Annotated in this window: 21 protein-coding genes; 16 read left to right on the top strand and 5 right to left on the bottom strand. The window is 37.8% G+C overall.

From position 1 onward, the window contains the following. Positions 1-40: 40 nt before the first annotated feature. Positions 41-1,057 (bottom strand): polyprenyl synthetase family protein, encoded by a 1,017-nt coding sequence (locus V4B18_RS07435; RefSeq protein WP_455475789.1) that lies wholly within the window; start codon positions 1,055-1,057, stop codon positions 41-43. Between the two features lie 252 nt (positions 1,058-1,309). Between V4B18_RS07435 and V4B18_RS07430 the strand changes: the two genes are divergently transcribed. The 7 genes from V4B18_RS07430 to V4B18_RS07400 all read left to right on the top strand — a co-directional run bounded on the left by V4B18_RS07430 (position 1,310) and on the right by V4B18_RS07400 (position 8,276). Then, positions 1,310-2,098, top strand: a complete 789-nt coding sequence (locus V4B18_RS07430; protein WP_455475788.1) for a tRNA1(Val) (adenine(37)-N6)-methyltransferase — start codon at positions 1,310-1,312, stop codon at positions 2,096-2,098. 190 nt (positions 2,099-2,288) lie between these two features. Continuing rightward, a complete protein-coding gene (locus V4B18_RS07425) occupies positions 2,289-3,140 on the top strand; it encodes a S49 family peptidase (RefSeq protein ID WP_455475787.1) in 852 nt (283 codons plus the stop codon). Positions 3,141-3,388: 248 nt separating this feature from the next. Next, a complete protein-coding gene (locus V4B18_RS07420) occupies positions 3,389-4,297 on the top strand; it encodes a 4-(cytidine 5'-diphospho)-2-C-methyl-D-erythritol kinase (protein WP_455475786.1) in 909 nt (302 codons plus the stop codon). Positions 4,298-4,559: 262 nt separating this feature from the next. Next, on the top strand, positions 4,560-5,231 hold the full coding sequence (locus tag V4B18_RS07415; RefSeq protein WP_455475785.1) for a ribonuclease HII: 672 nt from the start codon (positions 4,560-4,562) through the stop codon (positions 5,229-5,231). Continuing rightward, positions 5,228-6,190 (top strand): L-threonylcarbamoyladenylate synthase, encoded by a 963-nt coding sequence (locus V4B18_RS07410; RefSeq protein ID WP_455475784.1) that lies wholly within the window; start codon positions 5,228-5,230, stop codon positions 6,188-6,190. The genes V4B18_RS07415 and V4B18_RS07410 overlap by 4 nt, the downstream gene beginning before the upstream one ends. Positions 6,191-6,192: 2 nt before the next feature. After that, positions 6,193-7,602: an FAD-binding oxidoreductase gene (locus V4B18_RS07405; protein ID WP_455476560.1), complete on the top strand. Its 1,410-nt coding sequence runs from the start codon at positions 6,193-6,195 to the stop codon at positions 7,600-7,602. 149 nt (positions 7,603-7,751) lie between these two features. Then, the gene (locus V4B18_RS07400; protein ID WP_455475783.1) at positions 7,752-8,276 is read left to right on the top strand and encodes a DUF6101 family protein; all 525 of its coding nucleotides are present in this window, start codon (positions 7,752-7,754) and stop codon (positions 8,274-8,276) included. A gap of 440 nt (positions 8,277-8,716) precedes the next feature. Here V4B18_RS07400 and purD read toward each other — a convergent pair whose 3' ends face one another. Continuing rightward, entirely contained in the window at positions 8,717-10,000 is a 1,284-nt protein-coding gene (gene purD, locus V4B18_RS07395) for a phosphoribosylamine--glycine ligase (protein WP_455475782.1), read from the bottom strand. 93 nt (positions 10,001-10,093) lie between these two features. On the opposite strand from purD, the gene ubiA reads away from it, so the two are divergent. Further along, the gene (gene ubiA, locus V4B18_RS07390) at positions 10,094-11,098 is read left to right on the top strand and encodes a 4-hydroxybenzoate octaprenyltransferase (RefSeq protein ID WP_455475781.1); all 1,005 of its coding nucleotides are present in this window, start codon (positions 10,094-10,096) and stop codon (positions 11,096-11,098) included. Between the two features lie 472 nt (positions 11,099-11,570). Here ubiA and pdxH read toward each other — a convergent pair whose 3' ends face one another. Beyond that, positions 11,571-12,194 (bottom strand): pyridoxamine 5'-phosphate oxidase, encoded by a 624-nt coding sequence (gene pdxH / locus V4B18_RS07385; RefSeq protein WP_455475780.1) that lies wholly within the window; start codon positions 12,192-12,194, stop codon positions 11,571-11,573. Positions 12,195-12,524: 330 nt separating this feature from the next. On the opposite strand from pdxH, the gene V4B18_RS07380 reads away from it, so the two are divergent. The 8 genes from V4B18_RS07380 (at position 12,525) to V4B18_RS07345 (ending at position 21,125) form a co-directional block, all read left to right on the top strand. Next, on the top strand, positions 12,525-13,427 hold the full coding sequence (locus V4B18_RS07380; protein ID WP_455475779.1) for a DnaJ C-terminal domain-containing protein: 903 nt from the start codon (positions 12,525-12,527) through the stop codon (positions 13,425-13,427). A gap of 119 nt (positions 13,428-13,546) precedes the next feature. After that, complete coding sequence (fabI, locus tag V4B18_RS07375) at positions 13,547-14,365, top strand: enoyl-ACP reductase FabI (protein ID WP_455475778.1); 819 nt, start codon at positions 13,547-13,549, stop codon at positions 14,363-14,365. A gap of 146 nt (positions 14,366-14,511) precedes the next feature. Further along, entirely contained in the window at positions 14,512-15,600 is a 1,089-nt protein-coding gene (aroC, locus tag V4B18_RS07370) for a chorismate synthase (RefSeq protein WP_455475777.1), read from the top strand. Positions 15,601-15,615: 15 nt separating this feature from the next. Continuing rightward, positions 15,616-16,728 (top strand): 3,4-dihydroxy-2-butanone-4-phosphate synthase, encoded by a 1,113-nt coding sequence (gene ribB, locus V4B18_RS07365; protein ID WP_455476559.1) that lies wholly within the window; start codon positions 15,616-15,618, stop codon positions 16,726-16,728. Positions 16,729-16,735: 7 nt separating this feature from the next. Next, positions 16,736-16,990, top strand: coding sequence for an exodeoxyribonuclease VII small subunit (locus tag V4B18_RS07360; RefSeq protein WP_455475776.1), 255 nt, complete (start codon positions 16,736-16,738; stop codon positions 16,988-16,990). Between the two features lie 217 nt (positions 16,991-17,207). After that, complete coding sequence (gene dxs / locus V4B18_RS07355; protein ID WP_455475775.1) at positions 17,208-19,130, top strand: 1-deoxy-D-xylulose-5-phosphate synthase; 1,923 nt, start codon at positions 17,208-17,210, stop codon at positions 19,128-19,130. A 1-nt stretch (position 19,131) separates the two neighbouring features. Beyond that, positions 19,132-19,875: a TlyA family RNA methyltransferase gene (locus tag V4B18_RS07350; protein WP_455475774.1), complete on the top strand. Its 744-nt coding sequence runs from the start codon at positions 19,132-19,134 to the stop codon at positions 19,873-19,875. Then, positions 19,872-21,125 carry a class I SAM-dependent RNA methyltransferase gene (locus tag V4B18_RS07345; protein ID WP_455475773.1) on the top strand — a complete coding sequence of 418 codons (1,254 nt, stop codon included), beginning with the start codon at positions 19,872-19,874 and terminating at the stop codon, positions 21,123-21,125. Before V4B18_RS07350 ends, V4B18_RS07345 begins: the two co-directional genes overlap by 4 nt. Positions 21,126-21,179: 54 nt before the next feature. On the opposite strand, the gene tldD is transcribed toward V4B18_RS07345, so the two are convergent. After that, positions 21,180-22,595 (bottom strand): metalloprotease TldD, encoded by a 1,416-nt coding sequence (gene tldD / locus V4B18_RS07340; protein WP_455475772.1) that lies wholly within the window; start codon positions 22,593-22,595, stop codon positions 21,180-21,182. A gap of 119 nt (positions 22,596-22,714) precedes the next feature. Next, the gene (locus V4B18_RS07335; protein WP_455475771.1) at positions 22,715-23,272 is read right to left on the bottom strand and encodes an invasion associated locus B family protein; all 558 of its coding nucleotides are present in this window, start codon (positions 23,270-23,272) and stop codon (positions 22,715-22,717) included. Positions 23,273-23,456 lie beyond the last annotated feature (184 nt).

Below are 23,456 nucleotides of genomic sequence, written 5' to 3'. Positions count from 1 at the left end.
GACTACTTTACTTAAAAATATTGGTAACTATCGAAAATAATCAGTTTACACGGGCAATACAAAAATCAACAGCTTCGACTAGGGCATTGTGAGCGGGACTTCCATTCATTGAAGCAAGAGCGCTAATTGCACGTCTTCCATAAATATTTGCTTGCTCTATTGTATCTGTGAGGCTGTCATATTTTTCTATTAACTGTTGAGCGTATGCGAAGTCTTCATCACCATTATTGCTGTTTTCAAGGGCTTCTTTCCAAAACGCTTTTTCTGTAGCATTTCCCCGTGCATATGCGAGGATAACGGGCATTGTAATTTTTCCTTCTCGGAAATCATCTCCTATATTTTTTCCCAAATGTTTGGCTATTCCGCCATAATCAAGTGCGTCGTCAATTAATTGGAAAGCCAATCCCAATAATGTTCCATATTTGCGCAATGCAGAACGTTCTTCATATCCATAACCGGCAATAATTGGTCCAACTTCAGCTGCTGCTGAAAAAAGTGCAGCTGTTTTTGCGTTAATAATTTTGAGATAATCTGAAGTACTTGTCTCTATATTCTTTGCGGCAGAAAGTTGCATAACTTCTCCCTCAGCAATAATTGCCCCAGCATTTGCTAAGACAGAGAGTGCTTCTATAGAACCAACATCGACCATCATTTTAAAAGCTTGTCCTAATAGAAAGTCACCAACAAGTATGCTTGCTTGATTTCCCCAAATCATTCTTGCAGTAGATTTTCCACGTCGTAAATTACTTTCATCAACGACATCATCATGTAACAATGTTGCTGTATGCATAAATTCAACTGCTGTTGCGAGTTTTATATGTCCATCATTTTTATAACTAAACATATGAGCAGAAGCTAATGTGATCATTGGGCGTAGCCGTTTTCCACCTGATGAAATAAGATGGTTAGAGATTTCAGGAATCATTTCAACATCTGATTTTGCCATAGAGAGGATGAATTGATTTACACGCTCCATATCATCTTTGGTCAGATTGATGAGGGATTGAAAAGGAGTCTGATTATTTTTTACTTGATCTAGTTTTGTGGCAGCACTCAATGCGTTTTCTCCTAGAGTATTGCAGTGGGCATATATGAATTTTATTTCGTCTATAGCATAAAGAGGGTTTTGCTTCGACTCAAGTTTTGATACCACGTTGCAATGCAAGTATTGAATGATATTTACAAGGAATATTTTTCATATTTTAGTAATGTTGTTTTTATGAAATTATAAAAAATTTAAAATAACTTCGTTTTTGAAATTATTGATAGGAAAAAATACAGATTATGAGGATGATTATTGGACTTTTAAATGAATAAAATAGCGAATCATAATGACGAAACAATTGATGGCTTTCATCGTGGAAAGTTTTATTTAGCTCAGCCACGTTCACGTGGTCACCGTTCTGGTATGGATGCTATGTTATTAGCCAGTTTGGTTCCGAGCAACTTTAAGGGTAAGGTTGTTGATTTGGGTGCTGGTGCTGGTGCTGCAGGATTAGCAGTTGCATCGCGTTGTTTGGAAGTCCATGTTACATTGGTTGAGCGTTCAGCTTTTATGGTATCTTGTGCTAAAAAAACGCTTATGCTAAAGCAAAATGAGAAACTTGCTGATAGAGTCTGTTTGTTAGAAGCAGATGTTACTTTCAGGGGGAGAGCTCGCTTAGAAGCAGGTTTAGCGGATAACGCTTTTGATTTTGCAATTATGAATCCGCCTTTTAATAATCCTACAGATCGCAAAACACCTGATGAACAAAAATTGGAAGCGCATGTTATGCCTGAAGCAATGTTTGACAATTGGTTGCGAAGCGCAGCAGCAATTATTAAACCAAAGGGATATTTAGGATTAATTGCACGTCCACAATCTCTGACTGATATATTGCATGCTTTGGAAGGGCGTTTTGGTAATGTCTGCATAATTCCTATTCACGCGCGTGCTCTAACCGCTGCAATTCGTGTTTTATTTTATGCAAAACGGGGAAGTCGAGCAGCTTTATCTATATTACCGCCATTGGTTATACACGATGGTGATAGTCATGCTTTTTCACCAAAAATTGATGCAATTAATAATGGGCGTATAAGTCTGTGGGAACTTTTTTAACGATATCTTGTGTTTTTCAATTTATTATTTAAGTTTAGGCTAAAATTAAATTTTAAAAAGGGTTTTAAATTTGGATGAATTAGGATTTGTAATTTTGATCTTTGTTGGTTACTTTTGTGTACAAGTTATTTTCTTCCCTTTTATCTTTCATGCTTATTTGGTTATCCCTAGTTTATAAGGAAGTCTTGCTTTGGTTAATGTTATCAAAAATCTTATTCCACATCGTTTTTGTTCTAGTAAGCCTGAAATTCCTGTGGTGCGTCTTCATGGGGCGATTATGGATTCAGCTTCGTTGATAGCGCGTACGCTTTCATTGAGTAGATGTGCTAATCTCTTAGATAAGGCTTTTGCTCATAAAAAATCGCCCGTTGTTGCTATTATTATTAATTCTCCTGGTGGTTCACCTGTGCAATCACGTCTTATTTTTAAGCGTATCCGTGATTTGGCAAAAGAAAAAAATAAACAAGTTCTTGTGTTTATTGAAGATGTAGCCGCATCAGGTGGTTATATGATTGCTTGTGCTGGGGATGAAATTTTTGCTGATCCTTCTTCAGTTGTTGGCTCTATTGGGGTTGTTTCAGCCTCCTTTGGCTTTCCAGAGCTTTTGAAGAAAATTGGTGTGGAGCGCCGTGTATATACAGCAGGAAAAAATAAGGTTGTATTAGATCCTTTTCAGCCAGAAAAGAAGACAGGTATTGAACATTTAAAATCTTTACAGCTCGAAGTTCATCAAACTTTTATTGATTTAGTTAAGGAGCGACGTGGAGAGAAGTTGTCAGATGATCCAGATATTTTTACAGGAATGTTTTGGAGTGGAATGAAAGGCGTTGAGCTTGGCCTAGTTGATGGATTGAATGATGTGCGCTCTGTTATTAAGGAACGGTTTGGTCATGATGCTAAACTTCGATTGATTACTCCTCCGAAAAGTCTTGTAGGGTCTAAATTTCCTTCAGGCGTTACTGTTAATGCGATTCATACGGCAGTTGATAGTGCAATGATGATCGCGGAAGAGCGCGCACTCTGGCAGCGGTATGGTTTATGATTGGAATAATGATGCAATATATGGTAAAATTAGTTCGTGATGCTGCTGATAGAAAGAAAAAGATTTGAAATGGTACGGATGATTACATCAGGTTTAATTTATATTACAACTTTTTATATGTGTTGTTTGTTGAAGAAACAAGTAAAGAAAACTATGCGACGTGTTTATAATACTGAAGCTAAACCGCGGCATACAGAGGTAATAGGCACATTGGTGAAGGATTCTAGTACAGGTGAATATTATTTAAGATGATATCGGATGTAGAAGCTTTGTTCAAAGGGCATGTTTATGTATTTACACCCATTAAATTGAACTTAGCTTTGCATGTTGTTGGTCAGCGCGCTGATGGTTATCATTTAATAGAGAGTTTGGTCTATTTTAGCCTAAGTGGTGATTGTTTGATTTGTTCACCTTTTGGGCAGGGGCGTTTTGTCTTAACAGGTTCCTTTGCCAACGAACTCGTTTCTGATACAGATAATTTAGTGGTTCGCGCATATGATTTTATGCGTGAGACATTTCCAAAACACGCGAGACCTGCATTTTTAAAACTTGTTAAAATATTGCCAGTTTCTTCGGGGATTGGTGGCGGTTCGGGTGATGCTGCTGGTGTTTTAAGTATATTGCGTCAGCAATGGAGGGTTGATTGTTCTTGTGAAAAATTAGCGGAAATGAGCTTAGTGCTTGGTGCTGATGTTCCGATGTGTTTTTTTGCACTAGAATATAAGCAGCCGCTTTTTGTTAAGGGGATTGGGCAAAATATAACACGGATGAAAGAGGCCTGTTCTCTTGCAATGGTATTGGTTAATCATGGACAACACATTGCAACAAAAGATGTTTTTCAGACTTTAGAAAAGCGCGATCATTCTCCCTTAAAAATTGATTCAGCAGCTTTAAAGACAGTTTATTCATTGGTTGAAGCTTTACAAGAAACGCGCAATGACCTCTTTATTCCGGCATTAAAAATTGCGCCTCAATTGCTTGAGGTTTTAGATGCATTAAACAAGAACGGCTCTCTTTTTTCTCGCATGTCTGGGGCTGGTGCAACTTGTTTTGGTATTTTTAAAGATAAGCAAGCAGCTCAGCAAGCAGCTCTTTTTATCAAATCGATGCATCCAAACTGGTTTGTAAGACCTATTGTAACTTTAGGGACGTTCTAGGTAAAAATATAAAAGTAAGAAATTTTGTTTATCCAATGATAATGCTCTATGTAAAAGTTAAGAAATTTATAGAATTTGCGTTTTTTAAATTTAGGTGGTGGTATGTAAAACGTAGTGGATAATATTGAAGGAAATTGAATGTTTTTTAGGGATTTCATCGATCTAATTTCTTTTTGTATTTGCGTGAGAAATAGGAGTTTATGTATGCGTTATTTTTGCTGTAAGACTTGCGAAAAATGGGTGATAGTGCAAAAATAGGTGTATGTCTCACCAAATTAATAATTTATCAAATTTGTTTAATTTATCGCTTAAACCAAACTTTTTGTGCGAATTGGATTTACAAAAAAAGGGATTTTCTCATATAGCAGGTGTTGATGAGGTTGGGCGCGGTCCTCTTGCGGGTCCTGTGGTAACAGCAGCAGTTATTTTTGATAAAGATCACATTCCAGATGGATTGAATGATTCAAAAAAACTTTCTGTCAAACAACGCAATGAACTTTATTATAAAATTTTGCAAAATGCATTAGCAGTTTCGATCGCTAGTGTTTGTTCCCATACAATTGATCAGTCGAATATCAGAAAAGCAACTTTAGAAGCAATGCATCGCTGTATCACAGGATTATCAGTGCCAGCTCATTATGCACTAATTGATGGGCGCGATATTCCTTTTCAGTTACCGTGTCCAGCAATGTCTTTGATTAAAGGCGATCAGCGTTCAGTTTCAATTGCGGCAGCATCCATTGTTGCCAAAGTAACGCGAGATCGGATGATGGAGTGTGTTGGGCAAATTTATAAAGATTATGGCTTTGAGAAGCATGTAGGCTATGCAACGTTAGCACATCGTACAGCCCTTGATAAATATGGACCAATCGTTGGATTACATCGTTATAGTTTTGCGCCGTTCAAAGAGCGCTACAGGAATAAGATATCATGACAATTCTGCCTTTCGATAGTACTTCAATAAAAAAGGCGGTTGCACTTCTTGAACAGGGGAGATTAGTAGCTTTGCCGACAGAAACTGTTTATGGATTGGCTGGTGACGCAACTAATGGAAAGGCGGTTGCTGCTATTTTTTGCACAAAGAAGAGACCAAAATTTAATCCTCTTATTGCTCATGTAAGCAGCATCGTTATGGCAGAACGCTACGTTGAAATTGATTCTATTTCACGTCGATTAATGGAAGCTTTTTGGCCAGGACCTTTGACGTGCGTCTTACCTTTAAAGACATATCATAATATACACCCTTTAACTACTTCTGGCCTTAATACATTAGCTGTTCGTTTTCCAGATAGCTGTTTTGCAGAAGTTGTACAATATTTTGGTCGACCTTTAGCAGCCCCTAGTGCAAATCAATCAGGACGTCTTAGTCCTACTTCGGCTGAAGCTGTTTTTGCATCTTTAGGAGAAGCCGTTCCTTTGATTATTGATGGAGGGTATTCCAAAATAGGGCTCGAATCAACAATCATTAAAGTTTTGGGTGATAGTGTTTATCTTTTGCGTCCTGGAGGGCTTGCTGCTGAGGACATTGAAAATGTTACAGGAAAACCGCTGAAACGGCTGGATCAGTGGGCAACAATTGAGGCTCCAGGTATGTTAAAATCGCATTATGCGCCTAATGCTACGGTTCGTTTAAATGTGCAAAAGGTGAAATACGGTGAAGCGCTTTTAGCGTTTGGGGCTAAGCGTAGTATGGGGGCTGAAAATGCCGTTTCTGTTTTAAATCTTAGTGAGAGTGGTCAGTTAGAAGAAGCTGCTTCTCACTTATTTCAATATATGAAACAATTGGATTCACTTAAAGTAAAATCTATTGCTGTAGAACCTATTCCGTCATACGGATTGGGGGAGGCTATTAATGATCGTTTAATACGTGCAGCGGCTCCAAAGGAGAAATGAAGATGGAGCAAGATTTGATTGAGAAATTTAAAAAAATTGTTGGTACTGCATATGCTATAACAGATCAGGCATTAATTGCACCGTATTTGCTTGAAGAACGAGGACTTTTTCATGGAAAAACACCATTGCTTTTACGACCGTCTTCTACAAAAGAAATATCATTAATTATGCAATTGGCTAGTCAAACACGCACACCGATTGTGCCTCAGGGTGGAAATACAGGGCTTGTTGGTGGTCAACAGCCCGATGAAAGTGGGTGCAGCGTTATTTTATCCATGGAGCGATTAAACAAGATTAGATGTATTAATCTGGATGGTAATTTTGCTGTAGTTGAGGCTGGCGTTGTTTTGCATAATTTACAAAAAAAAGTAGATGAAGCTGGTCGTCTTTTCCCTCTTTCTTTGGCTTCAGAAGGCTCTTGTCAGATAGGGGGAAATCTTTCATCTAATGCTGGAGGAACGGCTGTTTTAGCTTATGGCAATATGCGTGAGCTTTGTCTTGGTTTGGAAGTTGTTTTGCCTGATGGTAGAATTTTAGAAGACTTACGTTTCGTAAAAAAAGATAATAGTGGCTATGATTTAAAAAATCTTTTCATTGGTGCGGAGGGCACTTTAGGAATTATAACTGCAGCAGTTTTAAAATTGTTTCCAAAAATTAAAGGAAAAGCAGTTGCTTTTGTAGGCTTACAAAGTCCAGCTATGGCTCTTGCATTTTTATCTTTTGCTCAATGTCATGGAGGGCAGATGTTGACTGGTTTTGAGCTTATGGGAAAGCTCAGTTTGCAGATGGCTCTAGGATATAACAGGTGTGAAAGGTCTCCTTTTGAACATGAGCATGAATGGTATGTGTTGATTAATATTTCATCATTGAAGGGAGATGATGAGGCGTTATTAGTGTTAAATACTATTTTAAAAAAATCTTTAAAAGCTGCAGTGATAGAAGATGCTGTTATTGCACAATCATTAAAGCAGCAAGATTTTTTTTGGAAATTACGTGAAAGTATTTCATATGCACAAAAATTAGCAGGAGGATCTATTAAACATGATATTGCGGTGCCGATTGCTTCGATTCCTGATTTTATTATTGAGGCAGCTTGTATCGTTGAAGATACTGCTCCAGGTGCACGAGTAGTGTGTTTTGGACACATGGGTGATGGAAATCTGCATTACAATGTTACACAGCCTGTTGGAGCTGATACTTTTGCGTTTTTGCAATTACGATCACAAATGAATCACCGCATCTATGATCTAGTGATGCGCTATCAGGGTGCATTTTCTGCAGAGCATGGAATTGGCCAGCTTAAGCGCGAGGAGCTACGTACTTTTAAATCATCTGTTGCATTGGATCTTATGCAGAGGATTAAGAAAATGCTCGATCCTTTAGAGATTATGAACCCTAAAAAAATATTGTAGTATAATAACATTAAAACTTTATCATATATTTTTGTTTAGACTTTAGTAACCAAAAAACAAACCAGTTGTTTTTTATTAAATCTTTTAATAATCCGATGAGAAAAAGCTGGTAGAGGGTGTATGTTATTAAGAAAAATTGGGAAACTGTTATGGCTAATCAATGCTTTAATCAGGCAAAAGCGGGGCTTGAATTTCGTTTAGATCCGTGCCATTTGCCACAAGCAACAACATATTCTTCATCAAAAACGGGCAATAAAGTGATTTGTTTGTTAAGTGAACGCGGTGTTTTTTTTAAAAATGATGCTTCCTCGAGTTTATCGCGTTTAGTGCCAGCTTATCATTTCAGAGGGATTGCAGCACGTACAGTAAAAACGCATTCAGGGGAAAGAGCCGTTGCGTTAGAGTTGCTCCATGTAGATGAAGAAGCTTGTATCCCACTTTTAGTTTCTAGAGATTTGAATAATGTTCTTTTGGATTGGCGATTATGGGCGGATACTTATGATCTTCCTATGCTTATGATTAATGAAGATGATAGTGTTATGATTGTCAAAGATCGTTCTGATATACGTCAGTTTTTTTGTCGGACATTAAACTATAAGCAAAAGCGCTTTTTACTTCGTTACCGTAATCCGTTAGGCTTGCGTCTGATGATTGCTGATTGGGTTGCTATATAGCAATGATTGATACGCATTAGTTTCTGCATATTGTGTAGGTGAATGCGTTCATTTGTGCTGTATTTTATATTTGTTATTAGCTGTCATTAAAGCTCTATCTGATGATAAGTAAACAAAATTATGACTAATCATTATACGCAAAAGCAATAATAATATGTAGTACTGTCTTTTAAGCTGCGTAGCGCAAAGCTGTTTTATAAGAGGTGCTGAGTGAATGAATCCTTAAATAAACATAGCAATAAATGACCACATAATTGTGATTCGCTTTCATGTTTAGAACAACTGCTTTTCTCGTTTATTTTGTGATTGGCATGAATGCTTCAGATTTATAATTTTTTTAAGAAAAATTCAATATTTTTGCCAAAGCTGTATGAAATAGAAACAGTTAGCTAACTTATACACTATGTTATCATGTAAAAATTATAAAGAAGAAAAGAGAATCAAAGGGGTAAATTTTCTTGAGCAATAGCTCGCCATCCAATATCACGTCGGACAAAACCTTCTGGCCAGTCGATACAATTGACAGCTTCATAGGCACGTTTTTGTGCGTGTGTAACGCTTTCTCCTGTTGCTGTTATATTTAAAACGCGTCCACCATTAGCAATTAATTCTCCATTATATAATGCTGTGCCAGCTTGAAAAACTTTCACATCAGGGAGAGTATTTACTTGATCAATATTACGGATAACTGTGCCTTTCTTAGGGGAATTTGGATAACCTTTGGCAGCCATAACGACGGTCAGAGCAATTTTTTCAGACCATTGAAGTGATCTCTTTTCAAGATTTCCCTGAGCTGCTGCAAGAAGAAGTGGTAGAAGATCCTCTTTTAGGCGCACCATTAAAACCTGACATTCAGGATCACCAAATCGCACATTAAATTCAATTAATTCTGGCCCTTTCTGGGTTATCATCAATCCAACGAAGAGAATACCTTTAAAGGGGGCGCCCATCTCATTCATACTATATAAAGCTGGTTCAACAATTTCTTTCAAGGTGCGATTAATCATTTCTTCTGTCATGATAGGTGCTGGTGAATAAGCACCCATGCCCCCAGTATTAGCTCCGGTATCACCATCACCAACACGTTTATGATCTTGCGCAGATCCAAAAGGAATAGCGATTTTACCATCACAAAGACAAAAGAAGCTCGCTTCCTCACCTTCAAGAAAAGATTCTACAACAATTTTTGCTTCTGTATTATTAAACGCATTGCTCAAGCAGGCATCGACTGCATTATATGCTTCTTCTATTGTTGTTGCAACAACAACACCTTTTCCAGCAGCTAAGCCATCAGCTTTAATGACAATGGGAACACCTTGTTGACGAATGTAGGCTTTAGCTTTTAAAGCATCATTAAAGTATTGGTATGTTCCTGTAGGAATATTATTTTTGTGGCATAAATCTTTTGTAAAAGCTTTTGAACCTTCTAGCTGAGCAGCTTTTTGAGTCGGTCCAAATACACAGATATTGGCGCTATTCAGAGCGTCTGTTATCCCTGCAACTAATGGTGCTTCTGGCCCAACGATAACAAGGTCAATAGAATGTGTTTTACAAAAATCAATAACGAGAGAATGGTCATCGATGTTCAAATCAATATTTTCACCAAATTCCATTGTTGCAGGATTTCCAGGAGCGCAATATAATTTTGTTAGCAGTGGTGACGCTGCTACTTTCCATGCTAAAGCATGTTCTCGTCCACCTGAACCAATAAGAAGAATGTTCATTGTTTACTCCTACTACAAAAACGATAATGAAATTAGTTTCCTTGTCATAAGAATGAAACGCTTTTATCGCAAGACAAAAGGTAAAACCATTTGATGAAAAAAAATAAAAATATTGCACATATTCAATCCTGTGAGAGTCAGGGACGGGTTATGGATGCATCCTCTAGACAATGGGTCTATAATTTTCTTCCATGTTCTTTGTGGTTTTATGCTCAATTGGCGCGTTGGGATCGGCCTGTTGGGTGGCAGTTGTTGATGTGGCCTTGTTTTTGGTCAACAACTATGGCTTTTCTTTCTTATGAAATGCTTCAACGGCCTCTTTTGCTAATGTTATTTGATTGGTTTTGGTATCTTTTTCTTTTTTTTCTGGGGTCTGTTGCTATGCGAGGTGCAGGATGTACTTGGAACGATCTTATTGATCATAAAATTGATTCTCAGGTAGAACGAACACGTTCTCGTCCATTACCAACAGGTCACGTAAGTCGGTTTCAGGCAAAAATTTTTATATTGGTACAATGTTTTGTTGGTTTAGGCGTTTTATCACAATTTAACACGTTTAGTTTTTTCCTAGGTATCTCGTCATTAATAGCAGTTGCAATTTACCCTTTTATGAAACGCGTAACATATTGGCCGCAATTTTTTTTGGGAATTGCATTTAATTGGGGAGCATTAATGGGATGGGCAGTTGTGTACGGAAGCTTGAGTTGGGCAGCGATCTTCCTTTATGCGGGATCAATTTTATGGACGATAGGATATGATACAATTTACGCGCATCAAGATAAAGAAGATGACGCTACTGTTGGTGTACGTTCTACGGCACTTCTCTTTGGAGAAGACACTAAGCTTGCATTAGTATTTTTGTACAGTGGTTTTGTGGTATTAGTAGGTTTAGCATTTTATTTTGCACAGGTTCCTATTTTAAGTTTCTTAGGACTGTTTGCTGCAAGCATTCATATGTTTATTCAAATTACAGTCATTAATATAGATGATAGTTTACAATGCTTAAAGCTTTTTAAATCTAATTCATTTGTTGGTTTTTTAATTTTTGCTGGCTTGGTGTGCGGTGGCATATGGATGGTGCTTTATCCCGCTGCTTAATCATTGCAGTCCAACCAATGACAAAAGGCAATTATGCGGTAGCTAAAGTAGAAAGGGCTGTTTGTATTTTGTGATTGAATTTTTGTTTCAAAATCATTCTCCATACAAAATTGCTTTCTCTTTGAATCTTAATGATTAAAAAACAAGTCAGAAGCGTTATTTTGTTAAAATGTTTGAAATGAGTATTTTGGCTTTAACAAAAATAGCTTTTCTTTATTGAAGCAGAATAAAAATGTACAAAATACATCTTGCTTTTTATACTTCATTTTTAAAGATTTTGCTAAATATCTAAATCATAGTATCCTTGCTTATATAACTATAATTTTATAGCTGGTAACATTTATCCAAAAGGCAATAACCCAAAAAATAAAAATCGTTATTTAAAATTGAAATCAATGATTAAGCCTCATTTTGCAAATATGCTGTTTAACTGTTATGAGAAAAAAGGGCTCTACATTTTAAAATTTAAGAATTAAGGGTAGAGTTTTTGTTTTTGCCAGTTGGTGTTCTCAGTCGAATTGCGTGTAAAAAGTATACGATCATGTAAACGAAAAGGGCGGTCACACCAAAATTCGATAGAAAGAGGTTTAACACGGAAACCAGACCAATAAGGTGGGCGTGGGATGTTACCTACCGCATAACATGCGGTATATTTAGCAATTGCTTTTTCGAGAACAAAACGGTTTTCTAATGGTTGAGATTGTTTGGATGCCCATGCACCAATTTGGTTGCCACGTGGCCGCGATTGGAAATATGCGTCTGCTTCTTTAGTGCTGACTTTTTCGACAATTCCCCTAATTCTAACCTGACGTCGAAGTGATTTCCAATGGAAACCTAAGGATGCTTTCATTGACTTTAAAATTTCTTGTCCTTTACAGCTTTCATAGTTAGTATAGAATACAAAGCCTTGAAGATTAAAGCTTTTGAGAAGAACCATACGAACGTTAGGTAAGCCTGTTTCATCAACTGTTGCTAATGCCATAGCATTAGGATCATTTATTTCGTTTATTGTTGCTTTTTCAAGCCAATTAGCAAAAAGTGAAAAAGGTTCTTGAATTTGCGTAAAATTGTCTTCTGTTTGTACTTTGTTATTCATAATATCTCCTAATATCAGTGAGCAGAAGTAAGGTATTTTTTGATTTATTTTAATGTACTCTGCTATTAAAAAGTACTGTTTTGGTATTTTTTATTTTAAAAGAGCAATAATATTATATTATTTTTACGGTGTTTTAATAATTTTTGTCTTTAGCATAGAATGCGATGAACTATATTAAAAATAAAAATATATTTTTCTGGTATTTTAATTCCTTCATAGACATATAGGGAGAGAAAAAATATTATACAAAGTGACTAATAAAACTGTGAGGGATATTGAACAACGTATCAGCTGATATTTTGAAAATGAAAAGACTGAAAAGAGGACGATATGCGTGATCCCTATACAGTTTTAGGTGTGGATCGTACCGCGAAACCGCAAGAGATTAAATCTGCATTTAGAAGATTGGCAAAGAAGTATCATCCAGACCACAATATGGATGATACGAAAGCTAAAGAGAAATTTTCTGAAATTAATCAAGCTTATGAAATTATAGGCGATAAAGATAAAAAGGCGCAATTTGACCGCGGTGAAATTGATATGGAAGGAAAACCAATTCATCAAGCCTATGGCGCTGGCGGAAATTTTAGAAGTAGATACAACCCTTTTTCAGGAGGAGCAAGTGGGTTTGATTTTGGTTCTTCAGGTGGTACAAGTTTTGAGGCGAGTGATATTTTTCGCGATCTATTTGGAAGAGGAGGAAGTTTTTCAAATTCTGCACAATATAATAAGTCTCAACAAGGGGCTCATGTTCGTGCCAGTCTTACGGTGACATTAGAGCAGTTAGTTGGTGCAGAAAGAGTGGAAGCTGTTTTTCCTAATGGAAAGAAGTTAAAAATTAAGCTCCCAGATTATGTTGAAGATGGGCAAACTATTCGTTTAAAAGGTCAGGGAGAAGAGGTAGCGTATGGAAAAGCAGGGGATGCTTTAGTAACGGTTCACATTCAAAAGCATCCTCGTTTGCGGGTTGAGGGAAGAGCACTTCATCTTGATTTACCGGTTCCACTTAAACATGCGGTCTTAGGAGCAAAAGAAGAAGTCGAGACTCTGGAAGGGCGTGTAGTTTTAACTATTCCTGCATGGTCGAGTTCTGATCGTATTCTACGGCTGAAAGGGAAGGGGCTTCGTTTGAAAGACGGCAAAAGAGATGATCTTTATGTGCATGTTCGTATTATGTTGCCAGAAGGTGGGGATGCAGCATTAGAACAATTTTTGCAAATGCAAAAAGATTAACTTTAAATTATACAAAAGAATAGTTTTTGTTTGATTTTAAACCAATTGCTTGAAGAAGAAGCTGACCTATGTCATAGCAGATAAGTAGTTTAATTTTAAGTAGCAATGGGACATGACTGATGGCTAATGGTGGTGGTTTATTGTGTGGCAAGCGTGGTCTAATTTTAGGACTAGCTAATAATCGCTCTATCGCTTGGGGAATCGCTAAGGCGGCTAGCGCAGCAGGAGCGGATCTTGCTTTTACTTACCAAGGTGAGGCGATAAAAAAACGTGTTGAGCCTTTAGCTGAGGAAGTAAAGGGAATTATTTGCGGTCATTGTGATGTTTCGGATAGTGCATCTATTGACGCAGTTTTTAAGGAAATAGAAAGAAAATGGGGCAAGTTAGATTTTTTGGTTCATGCTATTGGTTTTTCTGATAAAGATGAATTAAGTGGTCGTTATATTGATATTAGCGAAGCGAATTTTATGATGACAATGAATATTTCTGTTTATTCCTTAACAGCGCTTACAAAGCGTGCAGAAGAATTGATGTCAGATGGCGGTTCAATTTTAACGTTGAGTTATTATGGTGCAGAAAAGGTTGTCCCGAATTATAACATGATGGGAGTTGCCAAAGCGGCTCTTGAAGCAAGCGTGAAATATTTGGCTGTGGATTTAGGTCCTAAGAATATTCGCGTTAACGCTATATCTGCTGGGCCAATCAAGACGCTGGCTGCTTCTGGCATTGGTGATTTTCGCTATATTCTAAAATGGAATGAATATAATGCTCCCCTGCGTCGTACGGTGACAATTGAAGAGGTTGGCGATTCTGCTCTTTACTTTCTCTCAGATTTATCTCGTTCTGTTACAGGTGAGGTGCATCATGTTGATTCAGGTTATAATATCATAGGCATGAAGGCGGTTGATGCACCGGATATTTCTGTCGTTAAAGAATAAGGTTTGGTTTATAAGGTTGGATTTAATAGCAATAATGTGACCAAACTTAAAACAGTCACAATATATTTGGGAATGTGAATCGTGTTTAATACAGCTATGTATACGCGATAATTGCATGTATTTGGCAGATAAACGGATAATTTTTCATGTCGCATAATACATTTGGTCATTTGTTTCGTGTAACGACATGGGGTGAGAGCCATGGCGCTGCCTTAGGCTGTGTCATTGATGGTTGTCCACCAGGGATTGTTTTTACTCTTTCTGAGATCCAATATTATCTTGATAAGCGCCGACCTGGACAATCTAAATATACAACACAGCGCCAAGAATTGGATCAAGTTGAGATACTTTCAGGCGTTGTTCCTCAGGACGATGGAACAACATTGGTGACAACAGGTACTCCGATTTCTATGTTTATTCAAAATATGGATCAGCATTCTAAAGATTATAGTTCAATTGCTCATCAATATCGTCCAGGTCATGCAGATTATACTTATGATATTAAATATGGTATTCGTGATTTTCGGGGTGGAGGACGTGCTTCAGCGCGTGAAACAGCAGCGCGTGTTGCAGCAGGTGCTCTCGCACGTAAAATTGTTCCTAACTTGCTTGTAAGGGGAGCTGTGATAGCAATTGGTCCTTATAATATTAATCGTGATCGTTGGGATTGGTTAGAGGTTGATAACAATCCTTTTTTTACACCTGATGCAGAGATGGTGCACTTTTTTAGCGATTACATAAATAAATTACGCAAGGATGGTTCATCTGTTGGTGCTATTGTTGAGGTTGTTGCAGAAAATGTTCCAGCAGGGCTGGGAGCACCTATTTATGCAAAATTGGATCAGGATATTGCATCATTATTAATGTCCATTAATGCGGTTAAGGGGGTTGAAATTGGTGATGGATTTGCTGCAGCTCGTTTGAGGGGAGAGGAGAATGCAGATGAAATGCGTATGGGAAGTGATGGAAAACCACTTTTTTTATCTAATCACGCTGGTGGTATTTTAGGCGGAATATCTAGTGGACAGCCGATTGTTGCACGTTTTGCAGTTAAGCCCACTTCATCAATTTTAACTCCTCGTCGCTCAGTTGATAGTGATGGTAATGATATAAACGTTGTAACAAAGGGACGTCATGATCCGTGTGTTGGAATTCGTGCTGTTGCTGTTGGTGAAGCGATGGTGGCTTGTGCTATTGCTGATCACTATTTAAGGCATCGCGGCCAAGTTGGTTGATTCGAAAGGTGAATGATGACGTATGATCAAAAAAAAGTTATTTCTGCTATTCAGGCTTTTGAACGCGGTGAAATTGTTGTGGTTACGGATGATAATGACCGTGAAAATGAAGGTGATTTAATAGTTGCTGCCGTGCATTGTACAGAGGAAAAGATGGCATTTATTATCCGCCATACAACTGGCATTGTCTGTGCACCTATGCTGAGAGAAGAGGCGCAACGGTTTAATCTTACTCCTATGGTATCAGATAATAATTCTGTACATCGCACTCAATTTACTGTTACCGTTGACTTTAAACATGGGATCACAACAGGTATTTCAGCGCATGATCGTGCGTTGTCGGTTCGTAATCTTGCCAATCCAAATGTTAGTGCGAGTGATTTTGTCCGTCCAGGACATATTTTTCCTTTAACTGCGCATGAAGGGGGCGTTCTCATGCGCTCAGGTCATACTGAGGCTGCTGTTGATTTATGTAAATTAGCTGGCTTACCACCAGTTGGTGTTATTGGTGAGTTGGTCAATGATGATGGCAGCGTTAAGCATGGAGATGAAGTTATAAAATTTGCACAAGACAATCAATTGCACATGATAACAGTAGCAGACTTGATTGCTTATCGCCAACGTAAAGAAATGTTGATCAAGCATGTTGGAGAAATGCATATTGAAACATCTGTAGGATCAGCTGTTGCTCAAAGCTATCAACTCCCTTGGGAAGTGGTTCAACATGTTGCAATCGTTTTTGGTGATATTAGTGATGGTGAGAATATTCCTGTGCGTTTGCATCGTGAAAATATTATAAATGATGTTTTTGGTAAATCATCGAATATTGCAGCTATCATGCGGCGTATGATAGAAAAGGAAAAACGTGGTGTTTTTGTTTATTTGCGTGAAGGATCTGTTGGTGTTGGTTCTCAATTGGCTGTTGACATGCAGAAAATGGCAATAGCAAGACAAGAAAACCATGTACAGGCGATTGAGCGTGAGGAAGAATGGCGCCAAATTGGTTTAGGGTCACAAATTTTGAAGCATTTAGGAATCAGTTCAGTTATTGTTTATGCTTCTAAAGAGCGTTATTATGTAGGTTTAGAAGGTTTTGGAATTCGCATATCCAGAACAGATATCTTGTGAGGTTCATATGAAACAAGAGATAAAAAAGGGAGATATCGCGGCGTTAAGTTTTGAGGAAGCACTTCAGCAACTTGAAGTGATTGTTGAAAATTTGGAACGAGGAGATGTTCCTTTAGAGCAATCAATTGATATTTATGAGCGGGGTGAAGCTCTTAAAAAACATTGTGATAAACTCTTGAAAGTGGCCGAAGCTAAAGTTGAAAAAATTCAGCTTTCAGAAGGAAGTTCTCCAGAAGGTGTAGAGCTACTTGATTCCGAATAATATCCAGTAATTTTTGGATATTTATTACGAAGTAAAAGACAAAATCATTTAGTTTATAAGAAATAAGTTTATTAATTTCTCATTTATAAAATGAGAAAATCTGTAGATAATTTCAGGTATATAAAATATTCCAGTAGAAATGCGTACACCATGAATGAAAAAATACAAGGCATATATTATGTCTTTTACTCTTTTAATATAGTATAAGGAGTTTTTTTTGTCTCAGACATTAACGCCATTACTTGATCGTATTTGTTCTCCACAAGATTTGCGAGCGTTGCCAGAGACTGATTTGGTACAGCTAGCTAATGAGTTGCGAACTGAAACAATCGATGCTGTTTCTGTGACGGGAGGGCATCTTGGTGCAGGGCTTGGCGTTATTGAATTAACAATTGCGCTACATTATGTTTTTAATACGCCTGAAGATAGAATTGTTTGGGATGTAGGACATCAAGCTTATCCGCATAAAATTTTAACGGGTCGTAGAGATAAGATTCGTACATTGCGCCAAGAGGGAGGGTTATCAGGTTTTACAAAGCGTTCAGAAAGTGTGTATGATCCATTTGGTGCGGGGCATTCTTCTACTTCTATTTCAGCCGGTCTTGGTATGGCGGTGGTTAATACTTTGAAAGCAGAAGAAAAGCGGAACATCATTTCTGTCATTGGTGATGGCGCTATGTCTGCTGGTATGGCTTATGAAGCGATGAATAATGCTGGTGCGTTGGATGCGCGTTTGATTGTTATTCTTAATGACAATGACATGTCGATTGCACCTCCTACTGGTGCTATGCGTGCCCATCTTGCACGGTTAGTTTCCCATCCTGCCTATCGTAGTTTACGTGAACGAGTGAAGATGTTTAGCAAAAAATTGCCAAAATTCTTTTTGGATCAAGCGCATCGTTCGGAAGAATTTGCAAAGATGTTTTTAGTTGGGAGAACCTTATTTGATGAGCTTGGCTTTTATTATGTGGGACCAATAGATGGCCACAATTTAAGTCATTTACTGCCTGTTTTAAAAAATGTACGTGAATATCCTAACGGCCCTATTTTAGTGCATGTAGTTACTCATAAAGGAAAAGGATATGCACCTGCAGAGGCATCATTTGATAAATATCATGGAGTTAATTGTTTTGATATTGTGACAGGTAAACAAGTTAAAGTACAGAGTAAAGCTCTCTCTTATACAAAAGTATTTTCTCAAGCTTTAATAGAAGAAGCTACGCGTGATGATAGGATTGTTGGTATAACGGCAGCAATGCCAACAGGGACAGGTCTTAATGCTTTTGCTAAAAAGTTTCCCAACAGGATGTTTGATGTTGGTATTGCTGAGCAGCATGCTGTAACTTTTGCTGCGGGTATTGCTTGTGAAGGATATAAGCCTTTTGTTGCAATTTATTCTACCTTCTTACAGCGTGCTTATGATCAGATTGTGCATGATGTATCAATTCAAAAATTACCAGTGCGTTTTGCGATTGACCGAGCAGGTTTTGTTGGTGCAGATGGTGCAACACATGCTGGAAGTTTTGATATTGTTTTTTTAGCGGCTCTTCCTGAATTTGTGGTGATGGCTCCTTCTGATGAAGTTGAATTGATGCATATGGTGCGCACGGCAGCAGCTTATGATCAGGGACCTATTTCTTTTCGTTATCCACGTGGTGAAGGTGTTGGTATAGATTTGCCACGACGAGGCGAGTTGCTTGAAATTGGAAAAGGGCGAGTTTTGCGTGAAGGAAGTAGGGTAGCTTTGGTTTGTTTTGGAACACAGCTATCTGAAGTGTTAGTGGCAGCGGATAAGTTGGAAGCACATGGATTGTCTACAACTGTTGCTGATGCACGATTTGCAAAGCCTTTAGATAAAGATTTAATGCATCGTTTAGCACGTGAGCATGAATTATTAGTAACAATTGAAGAGGGTGCAATAGGTGGATTTGGAGCGCATTTATTACAATTTTTGGCACAAGAAGGGCTTTTAGAGAATGGTTTAAAGGTTCGCACATTAAAATTTCCTGATGAGTATTTAAATCACGGTTCACCAAAAAAAGTTTTTTCGCGTATTGGACTTGATGCTGCTGGTGTTGTTAATATTGTCTTTTCTGCTTTGGGACGCAAAATTCCGACAATACAGAAAGTTTTAGTATGAGATGGTTGTTAATAAAAGGCTCGATGTTCTTTTAGTTGAAAAAAATTTTTTTACTACGCGCTCTCGAGCACGTGATGCCATTGTACGTCAAACAGTTAAGGTTAACGGTGAAATAATTTTAAAGGCTGGGAAGATAATTTCTGATGACGCAGAAATTGTAGTTTGCGATCCAGCGCAGAATTATGTTTCGCGTGCGGCATTGAAATTAATTAGTGCATTTGATGCGTTTCCGATTGTAACTGACAAAGTGACTGCCATTGATATTGGTGCATCGACAGGTGGTTTTACACAAGTTCTCTTAGAGCGTGGGGCAGCTCATGTGATTGCTGTTGATGTTGGTCATAATCAATGTGATGCACGTTTATCTGGAAATAGTGCGATAACCTTATTAGAAGGATTAAATGTTAGAGATTTTAAGCGAAAACATTTAGACGGGCGGGAAATTGATCTTATAGTATCAGATGTTAGTTTCATTTCTCTTAAGCTGGCATTACCTCCTGTTTTGTCTTTAGCTAAAAATGGAGCTCAAGCGGTTTTATTGGTAAAACCACAATTTGAGATTGGTCGAGGAGGTCTTGGTAAGGATGGGATATTGAAAAATCCATCAGTAGCAAAACAAATCGCTGAAGAGCTTTTTGATTGGCTGAATACTCAGATAGGATGGACAGCAAAGGGTTTATTGCCTTCACCTATTTTAGGTGGTGATGGCAATTTGGAATATTTATTATTCGGAGAAAAAGAGTGAGCAATGAGGTTGCAATCGATCATATTGGAGTAAATGGTTATGGTATTTCCAACACACCAAACGGCTCTATTTATGTTCCTTTTACGTTACCAGGAGAGGTTGCTACAATCGCTCTTCATGGAAAATATGGAACACTTATTGCCTTAGAAAAGAAATCACCAGAACGCGTTGATGCTATTTGTCAACATTTTGAAAATTGTGGGGGGTGTACACTTCAACATTGGCGCTCTGATGCTTATCGAGCTTGGAAGCGGCAATTAGTTGTTGATGCACTTAAAAAGCATAAGATTGATATTTTTGTTTCTCCTTTAATTGAATGTGGGTATCATAGTCGTAGACGGATTACTTTAACAGCGCTTATGACTACACAAGGCCGTGTTATTGGTTTTAACCGTTATTTATCTCATGATGTCGTAGCTCTGGAAGAATGTCCAGTTACGCGTTTAGAAATTATATCTCAACTAGATGATATCAAGGCACTTTGCGCTCTTGTAAGTCATCATATCAAACGCTTTCACGTTACGATAACATCTGTTAAAAATGGCTTAGACATTGCTTTAAATGGTTGTACTGTACGAGATGAACATACTCGTCAAAAAATGATTCATAAAGCGCTTGCTCGTGGAATTACACGTTTATCTGTTGAAGGTGAAGTTTTTGTTGAACGAGAAAAACCATTGATTTCTTTTGGAGATATCCATGTTGAATTTCCCTCTGGTGGGTTTCTTCAAGCGACTTTTGAAGCAGAAAATGTTATGGGCAACATTGTTTTGAATCATTTAAAAAAAGCAAAAAATGCTGTTGATTTGTTTTCAGGAGTTGGAACATTTGCGTTGCGGATGGCAAAAAAAATGAATGTTCATGCAGTAGAAAATGATGGAATGGCGTTAAAAAATTTAAAACGGGCAGCACGTTTTGCAATTGGCTTAAAAACAGTAACTTGTGAAAAACGTGACCTCTTTCGTCGTCCACTTTCTGCGAAGGAGCTTGAGTGTTTCGATAGCGTTGTTTTTGATCCTCCACGCGCTGGTGCACAAGGACAGGTGCATGAGTTAGCGAAGGCAAATATTCCGCGTGTGGTTGCTATTTCATGCAATCCTATTACGTTTGCTCATGATTTATCTCTTCTTGTTGCAGGCGATTATACAATAGAGCAGATTATTCCGATTGATCAATTTTTATGGTCACCGCATGTTGAAGTTGTTGCTGTTCTGAGTAAGAAAAAAACAAAAACAGGTTGGAAACTTTAGCAGGCTTGAATGACAATGAAAAATTATTTCATTAAGTGTGTTTGATTAATTTTATTAAAGTGTAGTTCCACCAATTGTCATATTATTGATTCGAAGATGGGGTTGTCCAACACCAACAGGGACGTTTTGTCCAGCTTTTCCGCACATACCGATACCGTTATCAAGCTTGCTATCATTCCCAATCATTGTAATACGTTTCATGGCTTCTGGTCCGTTGCCTATAAGGGTTGCACCTTTTATTGGTGCTACAATTTTTCCATTTTCTACACGATATGCTTCGGTACATTCAAATACAAATTTTCCAGAAGTGATATCAACTTGTCCTCCGCCAAATGAAACAGCATAGATACCGTTTTTTAGTGAGGATAAAATTTCCTCAGGTGTTTTGTCTCCTCCTAGCATCATCGTGTTGGTCATCCGCGGCATTGGTGCATGTGCGTAGGATTCACGCCGCCCATTTCCAGTTGGATTAACACCCATAAGCCGAGCATTTAACCTGTCTTGCATAAAACAAACAAGCTTTCCATCTTCAATAAGAACATTACATCCCGATGGTGTGCCTTCATCATCAACAGTGAGTGAGCCACGGCAGTTGGGAATTGTGCCATCATCAACAACTGTAACACCCTTTGCAGCAATTTGTTGACCTAAAAGTCCAGAAAAAGCAGATGTTTTTTTGCGGTTAAAGTCACCTTCTAAACCATGTCCGACGGCTTCATGAAGCATAACACCAGGCCATCCATTGGCTAAGACAACATCAAATGTTCCAGCTGGTGCTGCCTCTGCTTCTAAATTTATTAAAGCCATACGCAAAGCTTCATCGGCAGCTTTTTTCCAATTTTCTTCGCTAATGAATGAGGCAAATGCTTGTCGTCCACCACATCCATAAAAGCCATTTTCGCGTCGATTCCCCTCAGCTGCAACCACAGATATAGACAGTCGCACAAGAGGACGGATATCACGAACAAGATACCCATCAGCACGTAAAATTTCGACATGCTGTAATGAACCAGAAAGAGAAACCGTAACTTGATGCAATTTATCATTTTTTTTGCGTAAATAAGCATCAATTTTTTGCAAAAGCGCGCTTTTATCTTCAAATGATGGAGTATTAAGAGGGTTATGTGGTTGATAAAGCTTTTTATTTGTTTTTTGAGGAGCTGCGCTATAAGATCCTACATGGTTATTATAGGTGATGGCTTTAGCCGCTTCACTAGCGTTTTTAAGTGCAGCAGCTGATAATTCACTAGAGTGAGCATATCCAGTAGCTTCTCCAGAAACAATGCGTAGACCAAATCCCATATCTTGATGAAATGAGCCGTTTTTAAGTTGTCCATTATCAAATAAGAGTGCTTCGCTTTCTGTATACTCAAGGTAAAGTTCGCCATCATCAGCATGATAAAGTGATTCTTGTACAAGTGATTGCACTTTAGATGAAGAAATATCAAAATGATCAATCAGCGATTTCATAATGGCTATCCTATTTTATTGATTATCTAGAAGATTTTTTATTGTCTTAAAATTGAGGGAAGTTGTAAAGTGAGCAGTGATATGCTTTTATTGGTTGACCTGTATAAATTTTACCACTTCTATAAGGCTGCATAAGCATCAGCAAAACCGTGAAGATCAACGAGACCTCCAATACCTTGTTCAGGAGTTGTAAAAACAAAATAGGTTGCTGTTTTACCTTTCAAAAAGAGTTGTAACATATCTTCTTTCAGAACAGCTTCAGCAACACATGTATCACCGAGACAACGGCGATATTCTATTTTCCCTATATCTTTATCGTCAATTTTTATACCAACACCGAGGCGCAATTCAACTCGGATCGGGGTAAAGACACGCATCAAGATCCCTTGATTTTTTGGTAATTTATAAAATGTAACGCGGAGGGTAATATCATGACGATTTTTTGTCTGTATATTTTGCACAATCTCACATTGTATATTAGGTGTTCCTAGTGGAAGGGCGCAAATTTTTGTCCACGCACCGTAAGTTTGTGGAGTGGGGACATTTTGCGTATTAGATGTTTGTGCAATAGCATGATTGGTGCAAATATTATAAAATACGTGAATAATAAGACAAACAAAGAAAATTCTTTTTAGCAATTTATAAAGTATCACAGAAAGACCTACTCGAATTAACATTACGCTTTTATACACAGATTTACATAAAAAGTGGATTTTTGAATTGTAACACAAAATCACTACAACCCCAAACGTATTAATTCGCATGCACGAAATAAAAGGAAAAGTGAAAAAACAACATTTTATAGAAGACAAAGTTTTTAGTATTGTTTTATGATCTATTTTAATGGAGGCGTATAAATAG

Source organism: Bartonella sp. B17, assembly GCF_053795755.1.
Note: the sequence above shows the minus strand (reverse complement) of the source record. Positions and strands in the feature narration are given on the sequence as shown.